Origin of the sequence: Streptomyces sp. NBC_01306, assembly GCF_026340465.1 — a bacterium.
GTDB lineage: Bacteria > Actinomycetota > Actinomycetes > Streptomycetales > Streptomycetaceae > Streptomyces.
The window spans coordinates 5,284,439-5,304,948 of the sequence record NZ_JAPEPC010000001.1; the positions used below are offsets into that span (position 1 = coordinate 5,284,439).

General features: G+C 67.7%; 21 protein-coding genes. 15 read left to right on the forward strand and 6 right to left on the reverse strand.

The window, feature by feature from the left end; all coding sequences use genetic code 11:
- Window positions 1-92 precede the first annotated feature (92 nt).
- From OG385_RS23255 to OG385_RS23265, 3 genes are all read left to right on the forward strand, one after another.
- Window positions 93-1,481, forward strand: coding sequence for a lipase family protein (locus tag OG385_RS23255; protein ID WP_266857287.1), 1,389 nt, complete (start codon window positions 93-95; stop codon window positions 1,479-1,481).
- Window positions 1,482-1,744: 263 nt separating this feature from the next.
- The gene (locus OG385_RS23260; protein WP_266857288.1) at window positions 1,745-3,859 is read left to right on the forward strand and encodes an alkaline phosphatase family protein; all 2,115 of its coding nucleotides are present in this window, start codon (window positions 1,745-1,747) and stop codon (window positions 3,857-3,859) included.
- Window positions 3,860-4,204: 345 nt separating this feature from the next.
- Entirely contained in the window at window positions 4,205-4,531 is a 327-nt protein-coding gene (locus tag OG385_RS23265; protein WP_266857290.1) for a plasmid stabilization protein, read from the forward strand.
- An 89-nt stretch (window positions 4,532-4,620) separates the two neighbouring features.
- Here OG385_RS23265 and OG385_RS23270 read toward each other — a convergent pair whose 3' ends face one another.
- Window positions 4,621-4,749 (reverse strand): LPFR motif small protein, encoded by a 129-nt coding sequence (locus OG385_RS23270; protein ID WP_266857292.1) that lies wholly within the window; start codon window positions 4,747-4,749, stop codon window positions 4,621-4,623.
- Between the two features lie 500 nt (window positions 4,750-5,249).
- Here OG385_RS23270 and OG385_RS23275 point away from each other — a divergent pair, with 500 nt between their 5' ends.
- The 10 genes from OG385_RS23275 (at window position 5,250) to OG385_RS23320 (ending at window position 10,750) form a co-directional block, all read left to right on the forward strand.
- Entirely contained in the window at window positions 5,250-5,543 is a 294-nt protein-coding gene (locus OG385_RS23275) for a gas vesicle protein (RefSeq protein WP_266857293.1), read from the forward strand.
- Window positions 5,544-5,606: 63 nt separating this feature from the next.
- Window positions 5,607-6,059 carry a gas vesicle structural protein GvpA gene (locus tag OG385_RS23280; protein WP_266857295.1) on the forward strand — a complete coding sequence of 151 codons (453 nt, stop codon included), beginning with the start codon at window positions 5,607-5,609 and terminating at the stop codon, window positions 6,057-6,059.
- 3 nt (window positions 6,060-6,062) lie between these two features.
- A complete protein-coding gene (locus OG385_RS23285; RefSeq protein ID WP_266857297.1) occupies window positions 6,063-6,776 on the forward strand; it encodes a GvpL/GvpF family gas vesicle protein in 714 nt (237 codons plus the stop codon).
- A gap of 37 nt (window positions 6,777-6,813) precedes the next feature.
- The gene (locus OG385_RS23290) at window positions 6,814-7,071 is read left to right on the forward strand and encodes a gas vesicle protein GvpG (RefSeq protein WP_266857299.1); all 258 of its coding nucleotides are present in this window, start codon (window positions 6,814-6,816) and stop codon (window positions 7,069-7,071) included.
- Window positions 7,072-7,098: 27 nt separating this feature from the next.
- Window positions 7,099-7,668, forward strand: coding sequence for a hypothetical protein (locus OG385_RS23295; RefSeq protein ID WP_266857301.1), 570 nt, complete (start codon window positions 7,099-7,101; stop codon window positions 7,666-7,668).
- Window positions 7,661-8,839, forward strand: coding sequence for an SRPBCC family protein (locus tag OG385_RS23300; RefSeq protein WP_266857303.1), 1,179 nt, complete (start codon window positions 7,661-7,663; stop codon window positions 8,837-8,839). Before OG385_RS23295 ends, OG385_RS23300 begins: the two co-directional genes overlap by 8 nt.
- Before the next feature lie 27 nt (window positions 8,840-8,866).
- The gene (locus tag OG385_RS23305) at window positions 8,867-9,310 is read left to right on the forward strand and encodes a gas vesicle protein (protein WP_266857305.1); all 444 of its coding nucleotides are present in this window, start codon (window positions 8,867-8,869) and stop codon (window positions 9,308-9,310) included.
- A 26-nt stretch (window positions 9,311-9,336) separates the two neighbouring features.
- Window positions 9,337-10,110: a GvpL/GvpF family gas vesicle protein gene (locus OG385_RS23310; protein ID WP_266861104.1), complete on the forward strand. Its 774-nt coding sequence runs from the start codon at window positions 9,337-9,339 to the stop codon at window positions 10,108-10,110.
- On the forward strand, window positions 10,107-10,316 hold the full coding sequence (locus OG385_RS23315; protein WP_266857307.1) for a gas vesicle protein: 210 nt from the start codon (window positions 10,107-10,109) through the stop codon (window positions 10,314-10,316). The genes OG385_RS23310 and OG385_RS23315 overlap by 4 nt, the downstream gene beginning before the upstream one ends.
- 8 nt (window positions 10,317-10,324) lie before the next feature.
- Window positions 10,325-10,750 (forward strand): gas vesicle protein K, encoded by a 426-nt coding sequence (locus OG385_RS23320; RefSeq protein WP_266857309.1) that lies wholly within the window; start codon window positions 10,325-10,327, stop codon window positions 10,748-10,750.
- A gap of 109 nt (window positions 10,751-10,859) precedes the next feature.
- Here OG385_RS23320 and OG385_RS23325 read toward each other — a convergent pair whose 3' ends face one another.
- Window positions 10,860-11,222: a DUF6479 family protein gene (locus tag OG385_RS23325; RefSeq protein WP_266857311.1), complete on the reverse strand. Its 363-nt coding sequence runs from the start codon at window positions 11,220-11,222 to the stop codon at window positions 10,860-10,862.
- A gap of 214 nt (window positions 11,223-11,436) precedes the next feature.
- Here OG385_RS23325 and OG385_RS23330 point away from each other — a divergent pair, with 214 nt between their 5' ends.
- Together OG385_RS23330 and OG385_RS23335 are read left to right on the forward strand one after the other, a co-directional pair.
- The gene (locus tag OG385_RS23330) at window positions 11,437-12,150 is read left to right on the forward strand and encodes a DUF6333 family protein (RefSeq protein ID WP_266857313.1); all 714 of its coding nucleotides are present in this window, start codon (window positions 11,437-11,439) and stop codon (window positions 12,148-12,150) included.
- A 163-nt stretch (window positions 12,151-12,313) separates the two neighbouring features.
- A complete protein-coding gene (locus OG385_RS23335) occupies window positions 12,314-14,746 on the forward strand; it encodes a hypothetical protein (RefSeq protein ID WP_266857315.1) in 2,433 nt (810 codons plus the stop codon).
- Here OG385_RS23335 and OG385_RS23340 read toward each other — a convergent pair.
- The 4 genes from OG385_RS23340 to OG385_RS23355 form a co-directional block, all read right to left on the reverse strand.
- Window positions 14,743-15,696, reverse strand: a complete 954-nt coding sequence (locus OG385_RS23340; RefSeq protein WP_266855514.1) for an IS481 family transposase — start codon at window positions 15,694-15,696, stop codon at window positions 14,743-14,745. The genes OG385_RS23335 and OG385_RS23340 overlap by 4 nt on opposite strands.
- 199 nt (window positions 15,697-15,895) lie before the next feature.
- Entirely contained in the window at window positions 15,896-17,050 is a 1,155-nt protein-coding gene (locus OG385_RS23345; RefSeq protein WP_266857317.1) for a permease, read from the reverse strand.
- Between the two features lie 289 nt (window positions 17,051-17,339).
- Window positions 17,340-19,925, reverse strand: coding sequence for an MFS transporter (locus OG385_RS23350; protein WP_266857319.1), 2,586 nt, complete (start codon window positions 19,923-19,925; stop codon window positions 17,340-17,342).
- On the reverse strand, window positions 19,922-20,473 hold the full coding sequence (locus tag OG385_RS23355; protein WP_266857321.1) for a MarR family winged helix-turn-helix transcriptional regulator: 552 nt from the start codon (window positions 20,471-20,473) through the stop codon (window positions 19,922-19,924). Before OG385_RS23355 ends, OG385_RS23350 begins: the two co-directional genes overlap by 4 nt.
- Between the last annotated feature and the right edge of the window lie 37 nt (window positions 20,474-20,510).

The following is a 20,510-nucleotide window of genomic DNA, read 5'->3' on the forward strand; positions in this document are numbered from 1 at the left end:
GTCCCCTACCGGATGGTAATTTCCGACGCTGTTACCGCTAGGTAACACGCGTTTGCCATCCCTGTGATCCATGAGACGAATCCGAGGGGACCATGCACCGCATCGCTATCCGGAAGCTGGCAACCGCAGTTGTCGCTGCTCTGACCGTCGCGGTCGTTCCAGCGGCCACGGCTGTGGCCACTCCTTCCGCCTCGTCGACAGCCACGGCGGAAGACCCCTTCTACACCTACGACGGCAGTACGCCCCTGTCCTCGTACGCACCGGGCGCCGTGCTCAAGACGCGGACGCTGCAGTACCACGTCCTCGGTATCCCGACGCCGGTCAAAGCGATCCAGCTGCTGTTCCGCACAGTCGATGCCCAGGGGCGCCCGTCCGCCGGGGTGACCTCGATCGTACGCAGCCCCAACGGCGATGGCGCCAAGGCCGTGTCGTACCAGTCGTTCTACGACTCCCTGAACCCCGCGGACTCACCGTCCCGGGCGATCGCTGGTGACGTCTCACTCGGTGGCCTGATCGCGAACGGAGAGTCCCTCCTCATGGCGCCCCTGCTGCTGGCGGGCTACAACGTCGTCATTCCGGACACTGAGGGGCAGACCGCCGACTTCGCAGCCGGGCCGGAGTACGGAACGAACACGCTGGATTCGATCCGGGCCGCGAGCCGGTCCCCGGAGACCGGTCTGAACTCCCGCACCCGGGTCGGTCTGGCCGGCTACTCGGGCGGAGCCATCGCTACCCACTGGGCGGCCGCGCTCGCGCCGAGCTATGCGCCGGACGTCGACAAGAGGCTGGTGGGCTTCACCGAAGGCGGTCTGCTCGTCGACCCGGCACACAACCTCAAGTACATCAGCGGCAGTTCCGTCTGGGCCGGCGTCGCGCCCATGGCGGTCATCGGAGCCGCGCGCTCCTACGACATCGACTTCACGCCCTACCTGAACAGCTACGGCATGCAGGTGTTCAAGAAGCTCGAACACGGGTCGATCACCAACGCGCTGGGCCAGTACCCGGGGCTGACGTGGAAGAAGATGGTGAAGCCGGAGTACGCGGACCCGAATTCGGTGCCCCCCTTCATCAAGGCGGTGAACAAGCTCAACCTCGGCTCGGCCGGCACCCCCGACATCCCCGGGTTCATCGTGCAGGGCGGCGGGGGTGTCCTGGAGGGCACTCTCAGTAACCTCCCGGGCATCGGAAGGGGCGACGGGGTGATGGTCGCAGGAGATGTGCGCGCGCTGGCCCGGCAGTACTGCGACAAGGGCAACACATCGATCAAGTACCAGCAGTACGACCTGCTCAGCCATGTCGGCGCCGCCGTACCGTGGGCGCCCGCCGCTCTGGGCTGGCTCAATGACAGGTTCGCCGGCAAGACACCCCCGTCGGACTGCGGCCGGATCCCCGCGGGCAACTCACTCGCGCCGGAGATACCGACAACGACGGCACCGACAACGACGGCACCGAAAACGACGGCACTGGGAACCACTGACTGACGCCCTGTGGGCGAGGTCTCCAGGGCGCACAGACCAAACCACCCCCGGCCCGGGCGCAGGCCCAGGCCGGGCGGGCGGCCGCTCGCACTCGGCTTGTCGCCGCGGGCTGCCGCTTCAGTCCCTCGTCCCACCGTGTGGTGACCATTTCCGTTGGCCACCACACGCTCGACAGGTGTTCACGCGCAGTTGATATCCAGTGGGTTCGATGAGCACGCTACGGCGTGCACCCCCCGACTGTCCGTGCCCCTGCGTGAGGAGCTTCCATGGCCCCCGATCCGGTCATCCCGACCGATCCGATCAACCCGACGCCCGAGTCCCAGCTCGGCGACAGACCCGATACCGCGACCGGCGCCACCCGCCGCCGTTTCCTCCAGGGAACGGGAGTTGCCGCGGGGACGCTGGTGCTCGGCTCGACTGCCGGGGCGGGCGCCGCGTACGCCGCTCCGAGCCCGAGGCACGCCCTGCCGAAGGGCTTCAAGGGCACCATCGCCGACCTGAAGCATGTCGTGATCCTGATGCAGGAGAACCGGTCCTTCGACCACTACTTCGGCTCGTTCCCCGGCGTGCGCGGCTTCAACGACAAGCAGGCGCTGCGGTTCCAGGACGGAACCACCGTCTTCCAGCAGAAGGACGCCAACGGCACCGTCGTCACCCCGCAGGTCGACGACGGCGCCTGGGGCAACGACCACGGTGCCTGGGGTGACGTCGACCACCGCAAGTGGGATCTGTGGGTGCAGCACAGCGGCACCAGTTGCATGAATTACCACAGCGACGCGTACATGGGCTTCTTCCACTCGGTCGCCGCCCAGTACACGATCGCCGACCAGACCTTCTGTTCCGAGTTCGGGCCGACCGACCCCAACCGGAAGTACCTGTGGAGCGGTACCGCCAACACCGAGACGGGCAACACGGACGAGTCCAACTACTCCCGTCCCTGGACCACGGTGCCCGAGCAGCTCCAGCAGGCGGGCATCGACTGGCGGCTCTACTCCGACAACAGCGGCGACGGGCGGCAGGGTTACATCAGCAGCTGGGTCGGCGACTACGGCGACAACGAGCTGAAGTACTTCAAGGGGTTCGACCCGGAGGGGCTGAGCGCCGACGACCCGAAGCTGCAGCCCGGCACCGGGCTGATCTGGCGCGGCAACGCCATGTACTACTCGGGTACGACCTCACCTGAGGACGACTCCGAGGCCAACCTCGACGCGGTCCTCAAGAACCTCCAGGACGCCTGCCGGCCCGGCGCGGAGCACCCGCTGCCGGCGGTCTCCTGGATCGTGGCGCCGTACAACTGGTGCGAGCACCCGGGTGCGGACACCCTGCACGGCGAGCGCTACGTCAAGAAGGTCCTCGACATCCTGCAGGGCAACCCGGACATCTGGGACCACACCCTCTTCATCCTCAACTACGACGAGAACGACGGGAAGTTCGACCATGTGCTGCCGCCGTGGCCCGAGCCGGGCACGGCGCGCGAGTACGCCGGCGACTATCCTCTCGGTTTCGGTCCGCGGGTGCCGATGCTGCTGGTCTCGCCATGGAGCCGTGGCGGGTACGTCGCATCGGAAGTCTTCGACCACACGTCGACGATCAAGTTCCTGGAGACCTGGGCGGCCCATCTCGGCAAGCCGTTCCGCTGCCCCAACATCAGCGACTGGCGGCGCTCGATCGCGGGTGACCTGACCAGCGCCCTGGACTTCGCCCACCCGCAACCGGGGCCCGCCACCTTCACGGCCCCGCTCGCCGAGCAGCCGGTGTCCATGGCCGCCGACCAGATGAAGCCGCGTCCGCTCAGCTTCCACCCGCACGCGGTGATCTCCGAGGACCCCGCGTCGGGGACGGTCACCGCCACGATGACCCTGACCGGCGGCCCGGAGGACAAGGCCCTGAGCTTCCAGGTCTTCCCCGACAAGTACCAGGCGTTCTCCAACACGCCGTTCACCGTCACGGCACGCAAGCCGCGCGAGTACACCTGGGACACCAAGGCCACCGACGGCAAGTACGCGTTCTCGATCTACTCCAACGACGGGTTCGTACGCTCCTTCGCCGGCCAGCTCGCGCCCGCCGGAGAGACGGCCGGCGGCCTCCCGCGAGTGGAGGCCGACCTGTTGAAGGGGGAGGGCGCCAGGCACGAGGCCCGGGTGAAGCTCACGTTGCACAACAGGGGCGGCGGCAGCAAGCCGGTGCATTACACGCTCGCCGCCCATGACTACCTCGGCCGCACCCAGAAGGTCACGGTGGCCCCCGGCAGGACGAAGGTCGTCATGTGGCCGACCCAGGAGGGCTACTACGACGTGGTCGTCACCGCCGACACCGACAGCACCTGGACGCAGCGCTACGCCGGCCGGCTCGCCACCACTGAAATAGCCCGCCACCACTGAAATGAACTGACCGGGCAAGAACTCCTTCGGCGCCGACGGCCGTTCCGGCCGTCGGCGCCGTGCTGCTCGCCATCACGTACGTACTTCCCGGGAGCGGACGCTCAGGGGGCTCTTCGACTGAGACGCGCGGTGCCCCGGTCAGCCGCGCGGCGCCCCGGTCCTGCGATCGCATCGGACGACTGTGGCCACGGTGCGGGGTGCTGCCCCGCTGACGCACCGGCGCTTCGTCCGAATGCCGCCCGGCGGCTCTCCGATTGCAGCGGTGCGCTCCTGGACCGAGTGTGTGAGGTGTGCCGTAATGCGGGCAGGCGCAGAGCAGAGCACGCATGGATAAGGAGAAATGTCATGCCGGCAGGATCCAGTCGCAAGCGCGAGCGCCAGTACGAGCACGTCAAGGAAAGCGCCGAAAAACGCGGTACGTCGGAGAGCCGGGCCGAGGAGATCGCCGCGCGCACCGTCAACAAGGAACGGGCACGGGCGGGCGAGGCCAAGTCGCCCGGCAAGGTTTCGACAAGGGACCCGAAATCGGCATCCCAGCGCGGCGGCGAGCGCTCGCACAGCGGCTCGCAGGGCCCGACCAGGGACCAGCTCTACGAAGAGGCGAAGAAGAAGAACGTCGAAGGCCGCTCGACAATGAACAAGCAGCAGCTGCGTAAAGCTGTCGGACGCTGACGCACCGCCCCGACGCACCGCCCCTCCCGGAGCAGCTCCGGGAGGGGCGGTGCGTCGGGGCGGGATTGCAGGCGGAGCCGGCCGGAATGTCAGTGATGGCCGTGGGCGCTGTCCGCGGCGCCGCCGAAGAGTCGTGCCACAGCCCTGAAAGGAAGGGTCACGACGGTGGCAATCGCCCCGCCGATCGACCTCAGAACATCTGCGATTGCAGTCAGCATGGGTAAATCCCCTTTCTCCGCAACCGGAGGAGCGGAACACATGATGAATTCTACCTAATATTCGTTGGCCGAGTCCGAAAGGGTGGTTTGCTGCCCTGCTCGACGGGCCCGCTCGGCAATGCTGGATTCCGTGATCGGGATCGGTGTCGATCGTCTGCCGTGCCCTGCCACGCTGTCCCGCCGCGCTGTCCCGTACCGCCTGCCCGTCCCTTGTCCGGGCATGCATGCCGTCTGCTGTCGTGATCACCGCCGTCATCGGCAGTCCGGCATGACGCGGCTCAACGCCCCCCGCTGTGACCTGCACGCGGACTGGATCCGCAATTTCGATCTTCGCTTGTACGCGACAGCTACGGGACGGTTACGCGACGGTACGGAAAGGGGTGCCTCAGGGGAGAGGCATACGTTCCGTACTCAGGGGCACGCGCTCTACAACCGCACAAGCGGTCACCGGACTTCTATTCGGGGTCGGTGAAGTCTTTCAGTGCGCGACAGGCGGGATGATGGCTACGACGGACAGTAAGGACAGTGAAAGCCGCGAGCGTCTCGATGTTCCTACCGCGATGCGGCGAGCCGCGGGTCAGCTCGGTGAATTGCTGCAGTGTGAGCCCAGTTCGGTCTCCGCCCTGAAGGCGGTGGACGACGGCTGGTCCGCGGACATTGAAGTCGTGGAGCTCGAAAAGGTTCCTGACACCGCCAGCGTGATGGCCACGTACCGGGTTTCCCTCGACCTGCAAGGGCAACTCGTGGGCTACGAGCGAATTCGCCGTTACGCAAAGGGGCAGATCGACCGCTGAGGTCGGATCAGGCCCGGCCAAGAGACCGCTGTGTCACAGCAGTTCACTTGGAGGGAGTTCAGCATGAGTGTTGTACAGCAATCAAATGCAAGTACCAGGTCATCGAGCGGGGGTGGCTCGGGGAATCTCTACGATGTCCTGGAGCTCATCCTGGACCGGGGACTCGTCATCGATGCCTTTGTCCGGGTATCTCTCGTCGGAATTGAGATACTCAAGATCGATGTGCGGGTGGTCGTCGCGAGTGTCGACACCTATCTGCGGTTCGCCGAGGCGTGCAACCGGTTGGATCTGGAATCCGGCCGCAAGGCGCCCAGCCAGCTCACCGACCTGGTGGGCGACATGACCGAGAAGGGCGCCAAGGGCAAGTCCAAGGGCGCCCTGTCAGGAGCGGTAGAGGCGTTCAGTGAGTCGCTTCAGGGCGGCCACGACGACTCGGAGGAGAAGCAGGAGCGTCCGGCGCGCAAGTCTGCTTCCAGCAGCAGCAGCCGCCGCAGTTCGAGCCGACGGGAGGAGTAGCCCGTGTCCACGTACATCTACGCCATCACCAGTGCGGCGCATCCCTTGCGCCTGGACAACATGGTCGGTGTCGGTCAGCCGCCGTCGGAGTTGCGCGTCGTCGGCACGGACGACCTGAGCGCGGTCGTGAGTGACGCGCCGGCGGATCTGCGGGCCAAGCGCCGTGACTTGGTCGCGCACCAGACGGTGCTGACGAGCCTTCTGGAGGACGGTGCCGCCCTGCCGATGCGGTTCGGCGTGCTGGGGCCCGACGACGATCAGGTGATCACGGCACTGGAGCAGCAGCATGACGACTACAGCGCCCGGCTCAAGGAACTCAACGGGTGCCTTGAGTACAACCTTAAGGTCGCCCGTGACGAACAGGATCTGCTGCGGCAGATCGTCAATGAGTCCGGTGCGGTGCGTGAGTTGCGTGAACGGACTCGCCAGAACCCGGGGGACCACGACGCGATGCTCGCCCTCGGAGAGCTGATCTCCCATGAGGTCCAGGCCCACGAACAGCAGGACCGGGAGGAGATCACTTCCAGGCTGGAGCGGTCCGCGGTACGCGTCGTGAACGGTGAGCCCACCAAGACGCACTTCCTGAACGTGTCCTTCCTCGTCGAACGCGACCGGGCGGCCGCCTTCACGCAGGCCGTGCACGAAGAGGCCGAACGCTGGGGTGACGCGTTCACGCACTCTCTGAACGGGCCGCTGCCGCCCTACAGCTTCGTCTGAGTCCGCGAACCGATCCCGGTCGAACGGAGGGCCCGGCATGGGCCTCATCACGGACATCCTGACTCTGCCCCTGGCACCGTTGCGCGGCACCGCATGGGTCGTCGACCAGGTGCTGGTGACGGCGGAGCGGGAGTACTACGACCCGGAGCCCGTACGCGCCGAACTGGTGGCGCTCGAACAGGAGTTGCTGAGTGGCCGTATCGAAGAGGACGAGTTCGATCGTCGCGAGGACGAGCTGCTGGACCGGCTGGAATGGCTCGAAGCCAACCAGCGGCGACTGCGGGCTCATTCCTGACAACAGGGAGAACGAGGTACACGACAGATGACAGGCAACGGCAAGATAGGCGTCGCCCTGGTGGGTGGCTACCTGCTGGGACGCACCAAGAAGGCGAAGCTGGCGATCGGCCTGGGCATGTTCCTGGCCGGCAAGAAGATGAGTCTGGATCCGGCGCAGCTGGGCAAGATGGTGGCCGGTTCTCCGGTGCTCTCCAGTCTCAACAGCCAGGTACGCAAGGAGCTGGTAGAGGCCACGAAGTCGGCGGCCACGTCCGCGCTGACGAAGCGCGCCAGTGGCCTGGCGGACTCTCTTCACGAGAGGGCGCTGGGGCTCGACGAGCAGTCCGGCCGCGGGAGCGACGACGAGGAGCCCGAGGAGGACGACGGCCGGGAGCGCGCCGCGGAGAGCGAAGAGAGCGAAGAGGACGCACCGGACGAGCCTGCACCTCGTAAGCGGGCTGCCAAGTCCACATCGGCCAAGACATCGTCCGCCGCGCGCGGCAAGGCGTCGCAGGGCGCTCGCAAGACGTCATCGCCGGCCCGCCGGGCTGCATCCGGAACCCGCAGGACGGCATCGCGGACGCACGCCAAGAACGGGGGTGGCCGCAGTGAGTGACTCCGCTTTCAGCAAGCTGAAGGACGAGGTGGTGCGGAATCCGGCCACCGACAGGCTCAAGGACGAACTGCAGAACTACCTGCATGCCCGGGCCGAACACGCGGTCACCCAGCTCGGACACAAGCTGGGCGAGGGCGTCAGCAAGCTGGCCGAGCCCGGCGAGGGCGGTCTGGCGGGCAGCCTGGCCAAGGGCGGGCAAGCCCTCAAGGAGGGCAAGTCGCCGGCCCAGGCCGCACTCTCCGCGGGCAGCGCCCAGCTCAAGGACACGCTCAAGGAGAAGGTCAAGGGCCTGTTCGGCAAGGGCCGCAAGGGCGGCGGGGGCAAGTCCAAGAGCGTGACGATCGTCGAGGACATCGACGTGGGCGTACCCGTCCGCGAGGCGTACGACCAGTGGACGCAGTTCCAGGAGTTCAGCACGTTCGCCAAGGGCGTCGTCAGCGTCGAGAAGGCCGATGACACCAGCAGTAACTGGAAGGTGAAGGTCGCCAAGTCCACGCGCAGTTGGAAGGCGAACGTCACCGAGCAGGTACCGGACGAACGGATCACCTGGACCACGGAGGGGGCGAAGGGCACCGTCAGGGGCGTCGTGACGTTCCACCCCATCACGAGCGACCTCACCCGTGTGCTGCTGGTCCTTGAGTACTTCCCCAAGGGGCTGTTCGAGAAGACCGGCAACATGTGGCGTGCTCAGGGCCGGCGCGCCCGGCTGGACCTCAAGCTCTACCGCAAGTTCATCATGATGCGCGGCGAGGCCACGGACGGCTGGCGCGGCGAGATCCGGGACGGCGAGGTCGTCGTGGAGCACGACGACGCCGTGGCGGAGGAGCAGGCGGACCCCGATAAGGAAGCGCAGGACGGCGGGCCGGCCGACTCGGCTGATCAGGACGGCGAGGACGGCGAGGACGGCGAGGACGACCGGCGCGACTCGCTCGACGAGGACGAGGACGAGTACGACGAGGAAGTCGACGACGAGGAGCTCCCCGATGAGGGTGAGCCCGACGCCGCGTACGACGACGAAGGCCTCGAAGCCCCCGAGGACGATGAAGCCCTCGAAGGAGAAGCGGAGATCGAGGACGGCCCCGGAACCGAGCCCGACTTCGCCGACGACGAGGAAGAAGAACACCGGCCGGCCCGCCGCTCCCGCCGCCGTACCGCCGCGGCCCGTTCCTGACCCGAGCGACATCACAGACAGGGGCTGATGAAGGTGCCCGACTCACTGGCCGGCCGTATGGGGGCTCCCTCCGGGGGGTCCCCATACGGCCAGCAAGGTTCCTCTGCCAATCTGGCCGACATTCTCGAACGTGTCCTGGACAAGGGCATCGTCATCGCAGGTGATATCCAGATCAACCTGCTGGACATCGAGCTGCTGACGATCAAGCTCAGGCTGCTGGTCGCCTCCGTGGACAAGGCCAAGGAGATGGGCATCGACTGGTGGGAGCACGACCCCTCCCTGTCCTCCCGGGCTCGTCCACCTCAGCAGACGGAGAAGCTGCACCCCTCTGCCACGAACGACCCATTGGCTCAGGAGAACGCCCGCCTCAAGGCTGAACTGGCCGAGCTGAGGCAGGCCGCAGGTCTCCCCGCAGGGTCTGCGCACGAGGCGGAGACCAGCGGGAACGCGGGCAGGAGGGACGAGCAGTGAACACCGGAATCTCCTATGTCTACGCCGTGAGCCGGGCCGGCACACTCAGTGGCGTGACCTCCGGCGCCGTATCCGGCCTGGACGGAGGCGTGCTGCGGACGGTGAGTGCCGACGGCCTTGAAGCCTTGGTTTCTTCCGTACCCGATGAGGCCTTCAGCTCGGAGGGTATGAAGGCACAGATGGAGGACCTGAAGAGGCTGGAGGAGATCGCCCGCGGCCACCACGCAGTGGTGGAAGCCGCCTACGGGGCCACGACGATCCTCCCCCTGCGACTGGCGACGGTCTGTCTCAGCGACGAGCGCGTGGCCGCCATGGTCCACGAACGGCACGGGGAATTCGCCGAGTTGCTCTCCTGGCTCGAAGGCCACGTCGAACTCGGCGTGAAGGTGTACGCGGACCCGCACCGCCCGGCGGAGGCTCAGCCTCCGAATGCCCCGGGCTCCGCCGCTCCGGCCAGTCCGGGGCGGGCGTACCTGCAACAGCGCAGGGCACAGCGCCGTAACCAGCAGGACGCCTACCGGGCCGCGGGGGATCTGGCCGCCGAGGTCCCTGGCCGGGTGGCCGACGTGGCACGCGCCAGGGCCCCTCACCGGCCGCAGCAGGGCGAACTGGCTTCCTCGCCGGGCGAGAACATCGCCAATGACGCTTACCTGGTCCCGGCAGCCCGGGTCGGGGAATTCCGGCGGGCGCTGGACACGCTGGCCGGCGATACGCCCGGTGTGCGGATCGAGGTCACCGGGCCCTGGGCCCCCTACTCCTTTGCCACGCCGCCCGCCGTGGCGCAGGGCGGCTCACAGTGAGCGGTGCGCCGGGCAATGCCGATACGGACATCGAGTCCCTGGCCGGGCGGCAGGTCGCACTCATCGATCTGCTGGACCGCCTGCTCAATGGCGGGGCGGTCCTCACCGGTGACCTCGTCCTCTCGATCGCCGATGTGGACCTGGTGCACATCAACTTGCGTGCCGTCATCCGCTCGATCACTTCCGACGAACCGGCACCGTGGTGAGGAGCCCCATGACGGCCGATAACCTCAGCAGCCCTTCGGAGAAGGGGAATTTCGGCGAGATCGGAAAGGCCGCTGCGCGCGCCTTCGATCTCCTTCCGGCAGGACCGGAGGAGACGCGCCCTCACCGGGGCAGCGCGCGGCGCCTGGAAACGGACCCGGAATCCGTGGAGCGCGATCTCATCAAATTGGTGCTCACTATTGTGGAGTTGCTGCGCCAGCTCATGGAACGCACGGCGCTGCACCGCGTGGATCAGGGTGACCTCAGCGAGGACCAGGAAGAGCGAATAGGGCTCACGCTGATGATTCTGCAGGACCGGATGACCGAACTCTGTGACCGGTACGGCCTCACCATGGATGATCTCAACCTGGATCTGGGGCCGTTGGGATCGCTGTTGCCTCAGTCCGGCTCCGGCTCCGGCTCCGTTCCGGAGTGAGTGTGTTCACCGTCAAGGAGAGGCGACCGGGTCGATACGCAGGCGAGGGCCGGTGACCGAAGAACGACCGGAGAGGCGGGGCCGTCGCCCCGCCTCTCCGGTACAGGCCTCAGCTCCCGAGGCCCCCGCTGCCGAAACTGCTGCCATCACCGAAGCCATCGGCGTCGTCGTCCGCCGGCGGCTTCTGCGAAGCGCTGCGGTGCGTGCTGGAACCCTTGAGTTCGTGCGGCAGCAGGCGTGAGCCGTCGTGGGGCATTTCCTCCGGCTCCCGGTATTCCCGGGTTTCGTGAACCGCGCCTTCCTTCGGAAGATGGGGCTGCTCGTTCGGCTTTGGTGGCGGGAGTTCCCGGGCGCGGATACGCCGCCCCCAGGCGAAAGCAGCCAGCAGTACGGCAACCACCACGATTCCGGTGAGAAGCATGAACAGGGCTGTGTTGGATGAGACGGCGAGCTGAAATTTCGAGGCGTCCATTCGACGTCCGTACCCGCATACCAGGATTCCGTACCGCTTGATAAGGGGCTGACCCTGCCGCAGGGGTGAGGAAGTCACCCTTGGGTGCAGTCGAGGGTTTATAGATCCGGCTGAACGGGAATTAGGCCCTCTTCTGGGTGCTGTCTCTTCGGGGGGGTCTGTTGTCCTTTCCGCTGGTTCCCCCGGTGAGTCGCAGGCCGCTACGGTGACCGCCATGACCGCCAATGACTTCTGGACCTCACCGGCCGATCGCATAGTGCGCGGCTCCATGGGTCACTGCAACCTGACTGTCCTTGAGCCTCGCTCCGGCCCTGGTGCGCTGCCTGTCAACGAAGCGGCGCGGGCAGCAGAGTTCGCCTCCTCGATCAGCACCGTCGAGGAGATCCTCGAAGATGCCGGGCCGTGCGCCGCGCTCCACACGCCCGAACCGGGCACCCGCGCCGAACTGGACATCATCCAGGCCGGCGCGTGGGGCCCCGCCCTCGGTATCAGTGATCCGGCGTTCGCCGGCAACGGCAACGACACGCCGCTCCTGTACGAGGCCGAGGCCTTGCGGGAGCGGTTCCCCGGTGCGCGGATCGTCGGCCGGGTCCACTTCCACGGAGGCGCCGACCACACCGAGGACATCGTGTGGTTGCCGGACGGTGCCATGTTCCACGCCAGTGGATGGCCCGGTGACGAACCGTTCGTCATCACCGGCGATCCGGAAGCGGTGATCGCTTCCCTGGGGCTGACGGCCGAGATGCTGGAAGACGCCGGGATCGACCTGGAAGAGGACGAGCCGGGAGATACCGAGTGGGCGGCTCTGGCCGCTCTGGCTCTCGGTCACACCGACCCTTGGAGCCGCCCCGGCATCGAGGCCACGGCGTTCCGCGTCCGGCACACCGAGGACGCCGTCGGCACGATGGAAGACCTCTACTTCATCTGATCAACTCCTGCACACCGTGGTGGAGTTGACACGCCGACACTCGATTGCCTCTTCTTTACTCGGTGGCCTCGGGCGCTAGGGTTCGCCGAGCGGCGCGTACATGTCACGGGGGCTTCGCGCGCCGCCCGGTACCCCTTGCCCCCGCCGAGGGAAGACACCCACGTTGAATCGCATACTCGGACTGTCCCGCAGATGGCGGGTCTTACGTCTGGCAGCAGCGGCCGGTCTGGCCGCCGCGGTCACCCTGACCGGTCTGCCGTCCATCGACACCGCCCAGGCTGCGGGCGGGCCGCCGGTCGTGGCCAGGCCCAAGCCCGGCACCGGCAAACGCTGCGATGTCCGTAACGGGCTACCGCCCGCCAAGAGCACTCCGGCGAACTCCGGATTCCCCGACGACCCGAGCGGGCTGATCCACAAGTCCACCGACCTGCCGAAGAACTTCGACTACGACCTCCCCGGCCAGGCGTACGACGGGCTGAAGGCTCCCACGGCGGCCGAGAAGCAGAAGGCCCTGTCCAAGGTCCCGGGGGACCCGACGAAGAACGTCGCCGCCTGGACCAGGCAGGCCAACAGCTCCGGGGCTCCGGCGGACCGGGCCATGGAGATCTACGCCCGGTTCCTCGCCAACAAGGAGAACCTGGCCTTCGACCACTGGTTCAAGTACCGCTACATCCGCAACCAGACCAACAACAGCAAGGGTTCCGGGTACGAACGGCAGCTCGTCAAGGACTACAACCTCATCGGCCCCGACTGGCTGTGCGAGTACTACGTCGAACTCTTCGACAAGGACGGCGACAAGGTCGGCGAGCGCCGCTACGACGCCTACAACCAGCGGACCAAGGAGTTCAACGAGTTCAAGTCCAACAGCCGGCTGGAGAACGCCCAGCTCGCCAAGGACCGAGTGGTCGCCAAGTCGATGTCCGACCACACCTTCCGCTACTCCGGCGCGAAGAGCTTCACCAGGGGTCAGGCCAAGAAGATCAGCGACCTGAACGAGGAGGTCGTCGCGGACCGGCCGGGCAAGACGAACCAGGTGCGCGGAAACCAGCGCCTCTACAACCCGGTCGCCAAGACCACCCCGGTCCCCGGCTACTCCCGTCAGGACCGGGCGTTCGCGCCCGGCTGCCAGAGCGCCGGTGCGCAGCTCGCCTCGGCCACCACGTCCAACTGCGGTGGCAGCCGTGGCCCGCTGAACGAGCGCATCAACGACTCCGGACGCACTCCGGCCGAGGCCAGGCGTATCCAGGCCGAGTCCCGACGCCTGGACAGCCGTGGCACTCTTCCCCGGGGCGGCCCGGGCGGCGTGGACTTCACCACCCTGGAGCTGCGCTATGTCGGCGGCCTCGGAAAGGGCAAGGGCATGCAGTACAGCATGCGCGCCGACCAGATGCCCGACCCGGACAAGAACCCGGGATACGGCGGCCAGGCCAAGATGCAGCTGGCATCCGACGCCCTGTTCACCTGGCTGGCCCTGACACCGGACAAGTTCTGGGTGAACCTGAACCCGGACCAGCCGGACCGGGTCATGGACGACAAGTTCGCCTCCACCGACGCCGGGCGTGTGCTGCTGGAGGCCGACCTCCAGATGAAGCACGACTTCTTCCGGACGATGGACCCCAAGACCGACCTCGGCCGCCGGTTCTGGGCCGCCCTCCCGAAGGTGGACGGGCGTCCCTGCTTCACCGGCATCCGTAACTGGATCGAGCCCAAGCCCGCCACGGTCCGCGAGCAGGACGGCGGCATCTACATCCTCGACGCCCCGCTCAGACTGAAGTCCACCGAGCAGGACACCATCACCCAGCCCGGCGGAGGCGAGGGCGTCTGCCACCCCACCAAGGCCCAGCGCGACCAGGCTCAGGGGGTCATCGACCGGATGATCGTCCCCGCGGTGGAGAAGACCATCAACACCACTCCCCAGTACGCCGATCTGCGCCGCGTCTACACCTCCCGCGTCGCAGCCGAGTACATCCGGCGTGAGGACGCCAAGAAGCCCACCGACTTCCACAAGTTCATCAACAGCAACAACGTGAAGGCGTGGCCGCTGCGCGCCCCGAACCAGAACTGGGACAAGGACAAGCTGTTCCAGGAGTACCGGAAGATCTTCATCAACGGCGAGTTCAAGTACAACGTGGACACCGCCAAGGGCGTCATGGTGTACATCGTCGGCGGCGTCGACTTCTCCAAGGCGCCGAAGCGGAACATCACCAAGGTCCGCTTCAACGTGGAGAACCGGGACCTGGACCACACCACCAGTAACTCCCTGCAGTCCGACGACACCTCCTACCGCGACACCGACACCCTCTACCTCGGTGGGGGACCGGTCACCGGCGGAGGCGGAAAGCCCACTCCGACACCCACCCCCACGCCCACCGGAAAGCCGTCCGCGCCGCCCAGCCACACACCGGGCCCCGGGACGAGCACCCCGCCGGCCGGCGGCGGACGGCCGGGCCACCCGCCGACCACTCCCGGCGGGGACCTCGCCCACACCGGATCCGACACCCCCATCGGCCTGATCTCAGGCATCGCCGCCGCGGTCATCGTCGTCGGTGGCGCACTGGTCTGGTGGATGCGCCGGCGCCGCACCGCGCAGGACTAGGTGTATTGCCCTGTGAGGTTGGGGACGCGGGTGGCGGGTGGTTTGCCCTTGAGCGCGGTGTGTCCGCGGTGGTGATTGTAGGTGTGTAGCCAGGCGGGGTAGGCGTCGCGTCGTTCTTGTTCTGACTGGTAGGGCTTTGCGTAGGCCCACTCGTCGAGGAGGGTGCGGTTGAGGCGTTCGACCTTGCCGTTGGTCTGTGGCCGGTAGGGCCGGGTTCGCTTGTGGGCGATCCCGGCTGCCGTCAGGGTCTCGTGCCAGAGGTGGGACTTGTAGCAGGCGCCGTTGTCGGTCAGGACGCGTTCGACGGTGATCCCGCACGAGGCGAAGTAGGCGTGTGCCCGCTGCCAGAACCCGGTGGCGGTCTCTTTCTTCTCGTCGGTGAGGATCTCGCTGTAGGCGAGGCGGGAGTGGTCGTCGACGGCGGTGTGGATGTAGCTGTATCCGGTGCCGGAGCGGGTCTTGCGGCCGGCCGGGCGTCCGAGGGTCTTGTGGCCGCCGCCGTTGGGGATGTTGCCGAGCTTCTTGATGTCGACGTGTACGAGTTCGCCGGGCCGGTCGCGTTCGTAGCGGCGTATGACGCGGCCGGTGGCCCGGTCCAGATGGGCGAGCCGGGCCAGGCCGAAACGGACCAGTATCCGGTGCACGGTCGAGGGCACCAGGCCCAGCAGGTGCGCGATGCGGGCCGGTCCCCACCTTCGTGAGAGGCGGACTTTGATGACCCGGCGTTCGGTCCGGGTCGGAGTGCGCCGGGGGCTGCGGTGAGGGCGGCTGGAACGGTCACTCAGCCCGGCCTCGCCGAGTTGGCGGTAACGCCCGGCCCATCGCTGGGCGGTGGTCGGCGAGACCTGGAAACGCTCCGCTGCCCGGCGCAGAGGCCATCCGTCATCGACCACGCAGCGGGCCACCCGCAGACGTCCGGTCTCGGTCAGAGGTGCATTACGGTGAGGCATGAGGGCCTTTCGGGCTGGTGTAGACGTCGCAATCCACACCGAACCCGGAAGGCCCTCCCCCTTCAAGATCCCTTAGCCGAGATCTCGCTCACCCGTCCACAACCTCCTCGGACAGAACAACTAGGGCCTCTCGCCCGACGCAGCGGATGGCTCTCCGAGGCCCCGCACCATCCGGTGCGGGGCCTCTCCCGTTCGGGTCCTATTCGGGCAGCTGCCCGTTGTCGCTTTCCCGGCCGCCCATCATGCGGAGCATCTCCCTGCCGCCGGTCCGGAAGAACCGCACCAGGAGCGCGGCGCCGAGGACCAGGAAGGCGATGTTGAGCCAGGTCGTGTAGTTCCAGCTGACTCCGCCCATCGGGACTCTCGCGTCGGCCCGGTCGGGGACGATTCCCAGGCCGCCGAAGGCGAACTCGACGACGTACCCGGCGACGACCATGGACACGTAGAAGGTGACGAGCAGGAAGGCCGTCATCCGCGCCCCGTAGTACTTCCGGTAGATGTTGAGGATCGGCAGGATCAGCAGGTCCGCGAAGATGAAGGCCAGCACGCCGCCGAAGCTGATGCCGCCCTTCCACAGCACGACCGCGAGCGGCACGTTCCCGATGGAGCAGACGAACGAGGCCATGGCCACCAGCGGGCCGATCACCGGGCCCCACAGCCGGGACGCCAGGGGGTGGCCGTCGAAGAAGAAGGTGCGCCAGAAGGAGTCCGGGACCCAGGCGGCGATCGCTCCGGCGACGAGCAGACCGATCACCAGATCGCGCAGGATGGCTGCCCACTCCATGACGAAGACGTGCGAGGTCGCGGTGAAGCCGTCCCGGGAGAACAGCCGCCGTGCGAAGGAGCCCTCCCGCCGGACGGACATGTCCATCGCCGCATGGCCCTCCATGGAACCGGCCAGACCCCGCTCCGCCTGGTCACGCGCCTGGCGCAGCAGCCCGTCCCGCAGGAGCAGCCGGAACAGCAAGGCCAGCACGACGATCATGAGGGGGCCACCGGCGAACTCCGCCGCGGTGAACTGCCAGCCCATCAACAGGGCCAGGATCACGCCGAGTTCGACCACCATGTTGGTCGAGGCGATCTCGAAGGCCATCGCCGCGGTGAAGTCCGCGCCCTTGCGGAACAGCGAGCGGGCGAGGGCCACCGCGGCGTAGGAGCACGAGGACGAGGCCATGCCGAGGCCGGTCGCCACGGCGAGGGTGCGGGGGCGGTCGTCGCCGAGCAGGGAGATGACGGTGGACTTGCGGACCACCGCCTGGACGACAGCGGACAGCGCGAAGCCGAGAATCAGGGCCCAGGTGATCTCCCAGGTCATGGAACCGGCGATCGACAGTGCGTGCAGTACGGCGTGCATCCGTGCAGCCTTCCTCCTGCTGCGCGTTCCGGGCCGTGGACACGCGGGGCCGGCCGGGCGGGCAGCCGGCGGGTGCCCGGCGGGGGATGCGCGGCACTGCGGACGCCCTCTCGGCCGAGGGGCCCGGGGCCCTTCCGGCTTCCCGACGCCGTAAACGCACCGGAGGCCGTGGTACGACACCTTCGTGTCGTACCACGGCCTCCGGCAGAGCCGCCTCCGCCGCCCCGACTCACCGCGCTCAGGGCGGAGTTACGGTCGGCTCCCGCCTCGTCTCAGTGCCCGGGCCGTCTCAGTGGCTCAGGTCCAGGTCGAGATCCTGACCGCCCTTGCGGTCCACCAGCAGCGAGTGGGCGCTGGGCGCGTATCCGCTGGCCACCACCGTGTAGTCGCCGGTGTCGAGGTCGTTGAACGTGTACACACCGTCCGTACCCGTGATGGTCGACCCCACCGTGTTCCCCGCGGCGTCGAGCAGCGTCACCCGGGCGTCGTCCAGTGGCTCGCCCGCGCTGTTGCGGATGGTGCCCTGGACCCGGGCGCCCGGGTCGAGCCGGACCTCGTAGCGGTTGGCGGAGCCGCTGACGACCTCCACCGGCACGGCCGTCGGCCGGTGCCCGCCGGCGCTCACCGCGAGGGTGTAGTTGCCGGGCACCAGGTCGCCGAAGCCGAAGTCGCCGGAGCCGTCGGCGGTGCCGGAGGCGACGACATCACCGCGCACGTCGGTGGCGATGACCAGCGCGCCGGGCAGCGGCCGGTTGCCCGGCGCAGCCAGGACCGTACCGGCGAGCCCGGCGGCACCGCTGAGCATCAGGTCGAAGTCGACGGGGCCGTCGGCGACCGCCACCGTCGTCGCCTGGGGCTGCCGTGCGCCCCCGGAGCCGATCAGGACGTACGTCCCGCCGGCGGGCGCCGCGACGAAGTACCGGCCGTCGGAGCCCGTCGTCGTACGGCCGAGCTGTCGCCCGCCCAGGTCGATCAGGGTGACCACGGCCTGTGGCACGGGGGTGCCGTCGCTGTCGCGGATGTATCCCCTGACGCCTGCGCCCGACGCGTCCGTCATCGCGGTGTCGACTGCGTCGGACACCTCTTGCCGGGGCACCGCCGCGTGGCGTCCCGTGGCGGAGGCCGGCAGCGGCTCGGGGGCGGCCGTGACGGCGGCCTCGGCCTCGATGGCGGCGGTCGCCGCGCCGTCCTCCTCGGCTGCGCGGGCCTGTAGGCCCGACACGTTCCGCAGCGGAACCTCCTTGGTCCACAGGACCATCAGGAAGCCGACCGCGACCACACCTGCGGCGATCAGGAAGACCAGGTGCATGGAGTCGGCGAAGCCCTGCTTGAAGGGCTCCGCCAGCCGCGGGTCGAGCTGCTGGATGAACGAGGAGTCGCTCAGCACGCTCGAACCGCCGCCCGCGCCGGGGTTCTTGACCATGTCGAGCACCGGCTTGTTGGCCGGGTTCGAGAGCACGTGCGGATCGTGCAGCGCGGCCTGGAACTGCGGGGTCTGCGCGGCCGACTTGAACGCCGAGGCGATCTTGCCCCCGACATTGCTGAACAGCACCGACAGGAAGATCGCGGTACCGGCGGTGGCGCCCATCTGACGGAAGAAGGTGGACGACGCGGTCGCCACACCCATGTCCTGCGGCGGCACCGCGTTCTGCACGGCGAGGACCAGCGTCTGCATACAGCCGCCGAGCCCGAGGCCGAAGATCAGCATGAAGACCATGGACTCCCACAGGGGGGTGTCCCACTGGATCTTGAAGTGGAACAGCAGCAGCGCCACGACCATCAGGGCGGTGCCGATGATCGGGAAGATCTTGTAGCGGCCGGTCTTCGCGGTGAGCTGGCCCGCCACGATCGACGCGATGATCATGCCGAGCATCAGCGGCAGCATCTCAAGGCCCGACCGGGTGGGGCTGGCGCCCTTCACGATCTGCAGGTACTGCGGGATCATCAGCATCCCGCCGAACATGCCCGCACCGATGAGCACGGACAGCAGACTGGTCTTGCTGAAGATCGAGTTGCGGAACAGCCGCATCGGGATCAGCGCGTCGTCGCCCATCCGGCGCTCCACGAAGATCCAGGCGATGATGCCCACCACGCCGATGCCGTAGCAGACCAGCGAGTTCGTGGAGCCCCAGCCCCACTCACGGCCTTGCTCGGCGACGAGCAGCAGCGGCACCACACCGACCGCGATGGTGACCGCGCCCCACCAGTCGATCCGGCGGTGCCGGCGGACGTGCGGGATGTTGAGGACCTTCGCGACGACGAACAGCGCGATGATGCCGATCGGGACGTTCACCAGGAACACCCAGCGCCAGCCGGTGACGCCCAGGATGCTGCTCTGGCCGGCCAGGAAGCCGCCGATCAGCGGTCCGGCGACACTGGAGGTGGCGAAGGTCGCCAGCATGTAGCCCTGGTAGCGGGCACGCTCACGGGGCGGCACGATGTCGCCGATGATCGCCAGGGCCAGCGACATCAGACCACCGGCGCCGATGCCCTGCAGGGCACGGAAGGACGCCAGCTCGGTCATCGAGGTCGAGAAGGTGCAGAGCACCGAACCGACGATGAAGACACTGATCGCGGTCAGGAAGTACGGCTTGCGGCCATGAAGGTCGGACAGCTTGCCGTACAGCGGTGTGGCGATGGTCGAAGTGATCAGGTAGGCCGTCGTCGCCCACGCCTGCTGGCTCAGGCCGTGCAGGTCGTCCGCGATGGTGCGGATCGAGGTGGAGACGATGGTCTGGTCGAGCGCGGCCAGGAACATGCCCAGCATGAGGCCGCTCAGGATGGTCAGGATCTGCCGGTGGCTCAGGCCGCCCGGGCTGGTGGGTATCGCTTTGGTCTGGGTGTCTCCGCGTGGCGCGGACACGGCCTCACTCATGCTTGTTTTGCTCCCTGCTTCGCCGCTGCTTCGGAGTGGTTTCCCGAGCAGTGACGTGCGTGTTCATGCTCTGCCAGGTCGTCGTTGAGGCGTGCCATCAGCCGGATGAGCTGGTACCGGTCCTCCGGTGGCCATGGCCTGAGGAGATCCGCCAGCTCTGCGTCGCGCTGCCGCCGGTACGCCTCGAACGCCGCTTGCCCGGCCTCGGTCGCGTGCAGCAACGCACCTCGCCGGTCCTCCGGGTCCGGGCGCCGCTCGATCAGGCCTCGCTCCACCATCGACCGCACCTGCCGACTGACTGTCGACAGGTCCAGGAAGGTGTCCGTGGCCAGGTCCGTGGCTCGCTGTTCGCCGTCGAGCACCAGCCGGGCCAGGAGCACGCGCTCGCCGGCTCCCTGCTCGATCTTGGTCCGGCGCCGGTGGGCTGTGAGCAGCCGGGAGAACCGTACGAGCTGGCTCCCGAGTCCGGCTGCGGCTTCCTCGGCACTGGCTTCACCGGTGACCGGGACCGCCTCTGTTGGGCGGTCATGGACCGTCCCCTTATCCATGCCTCCCGCCTCTCTATTCTTTTGTTGCTTGTATCGA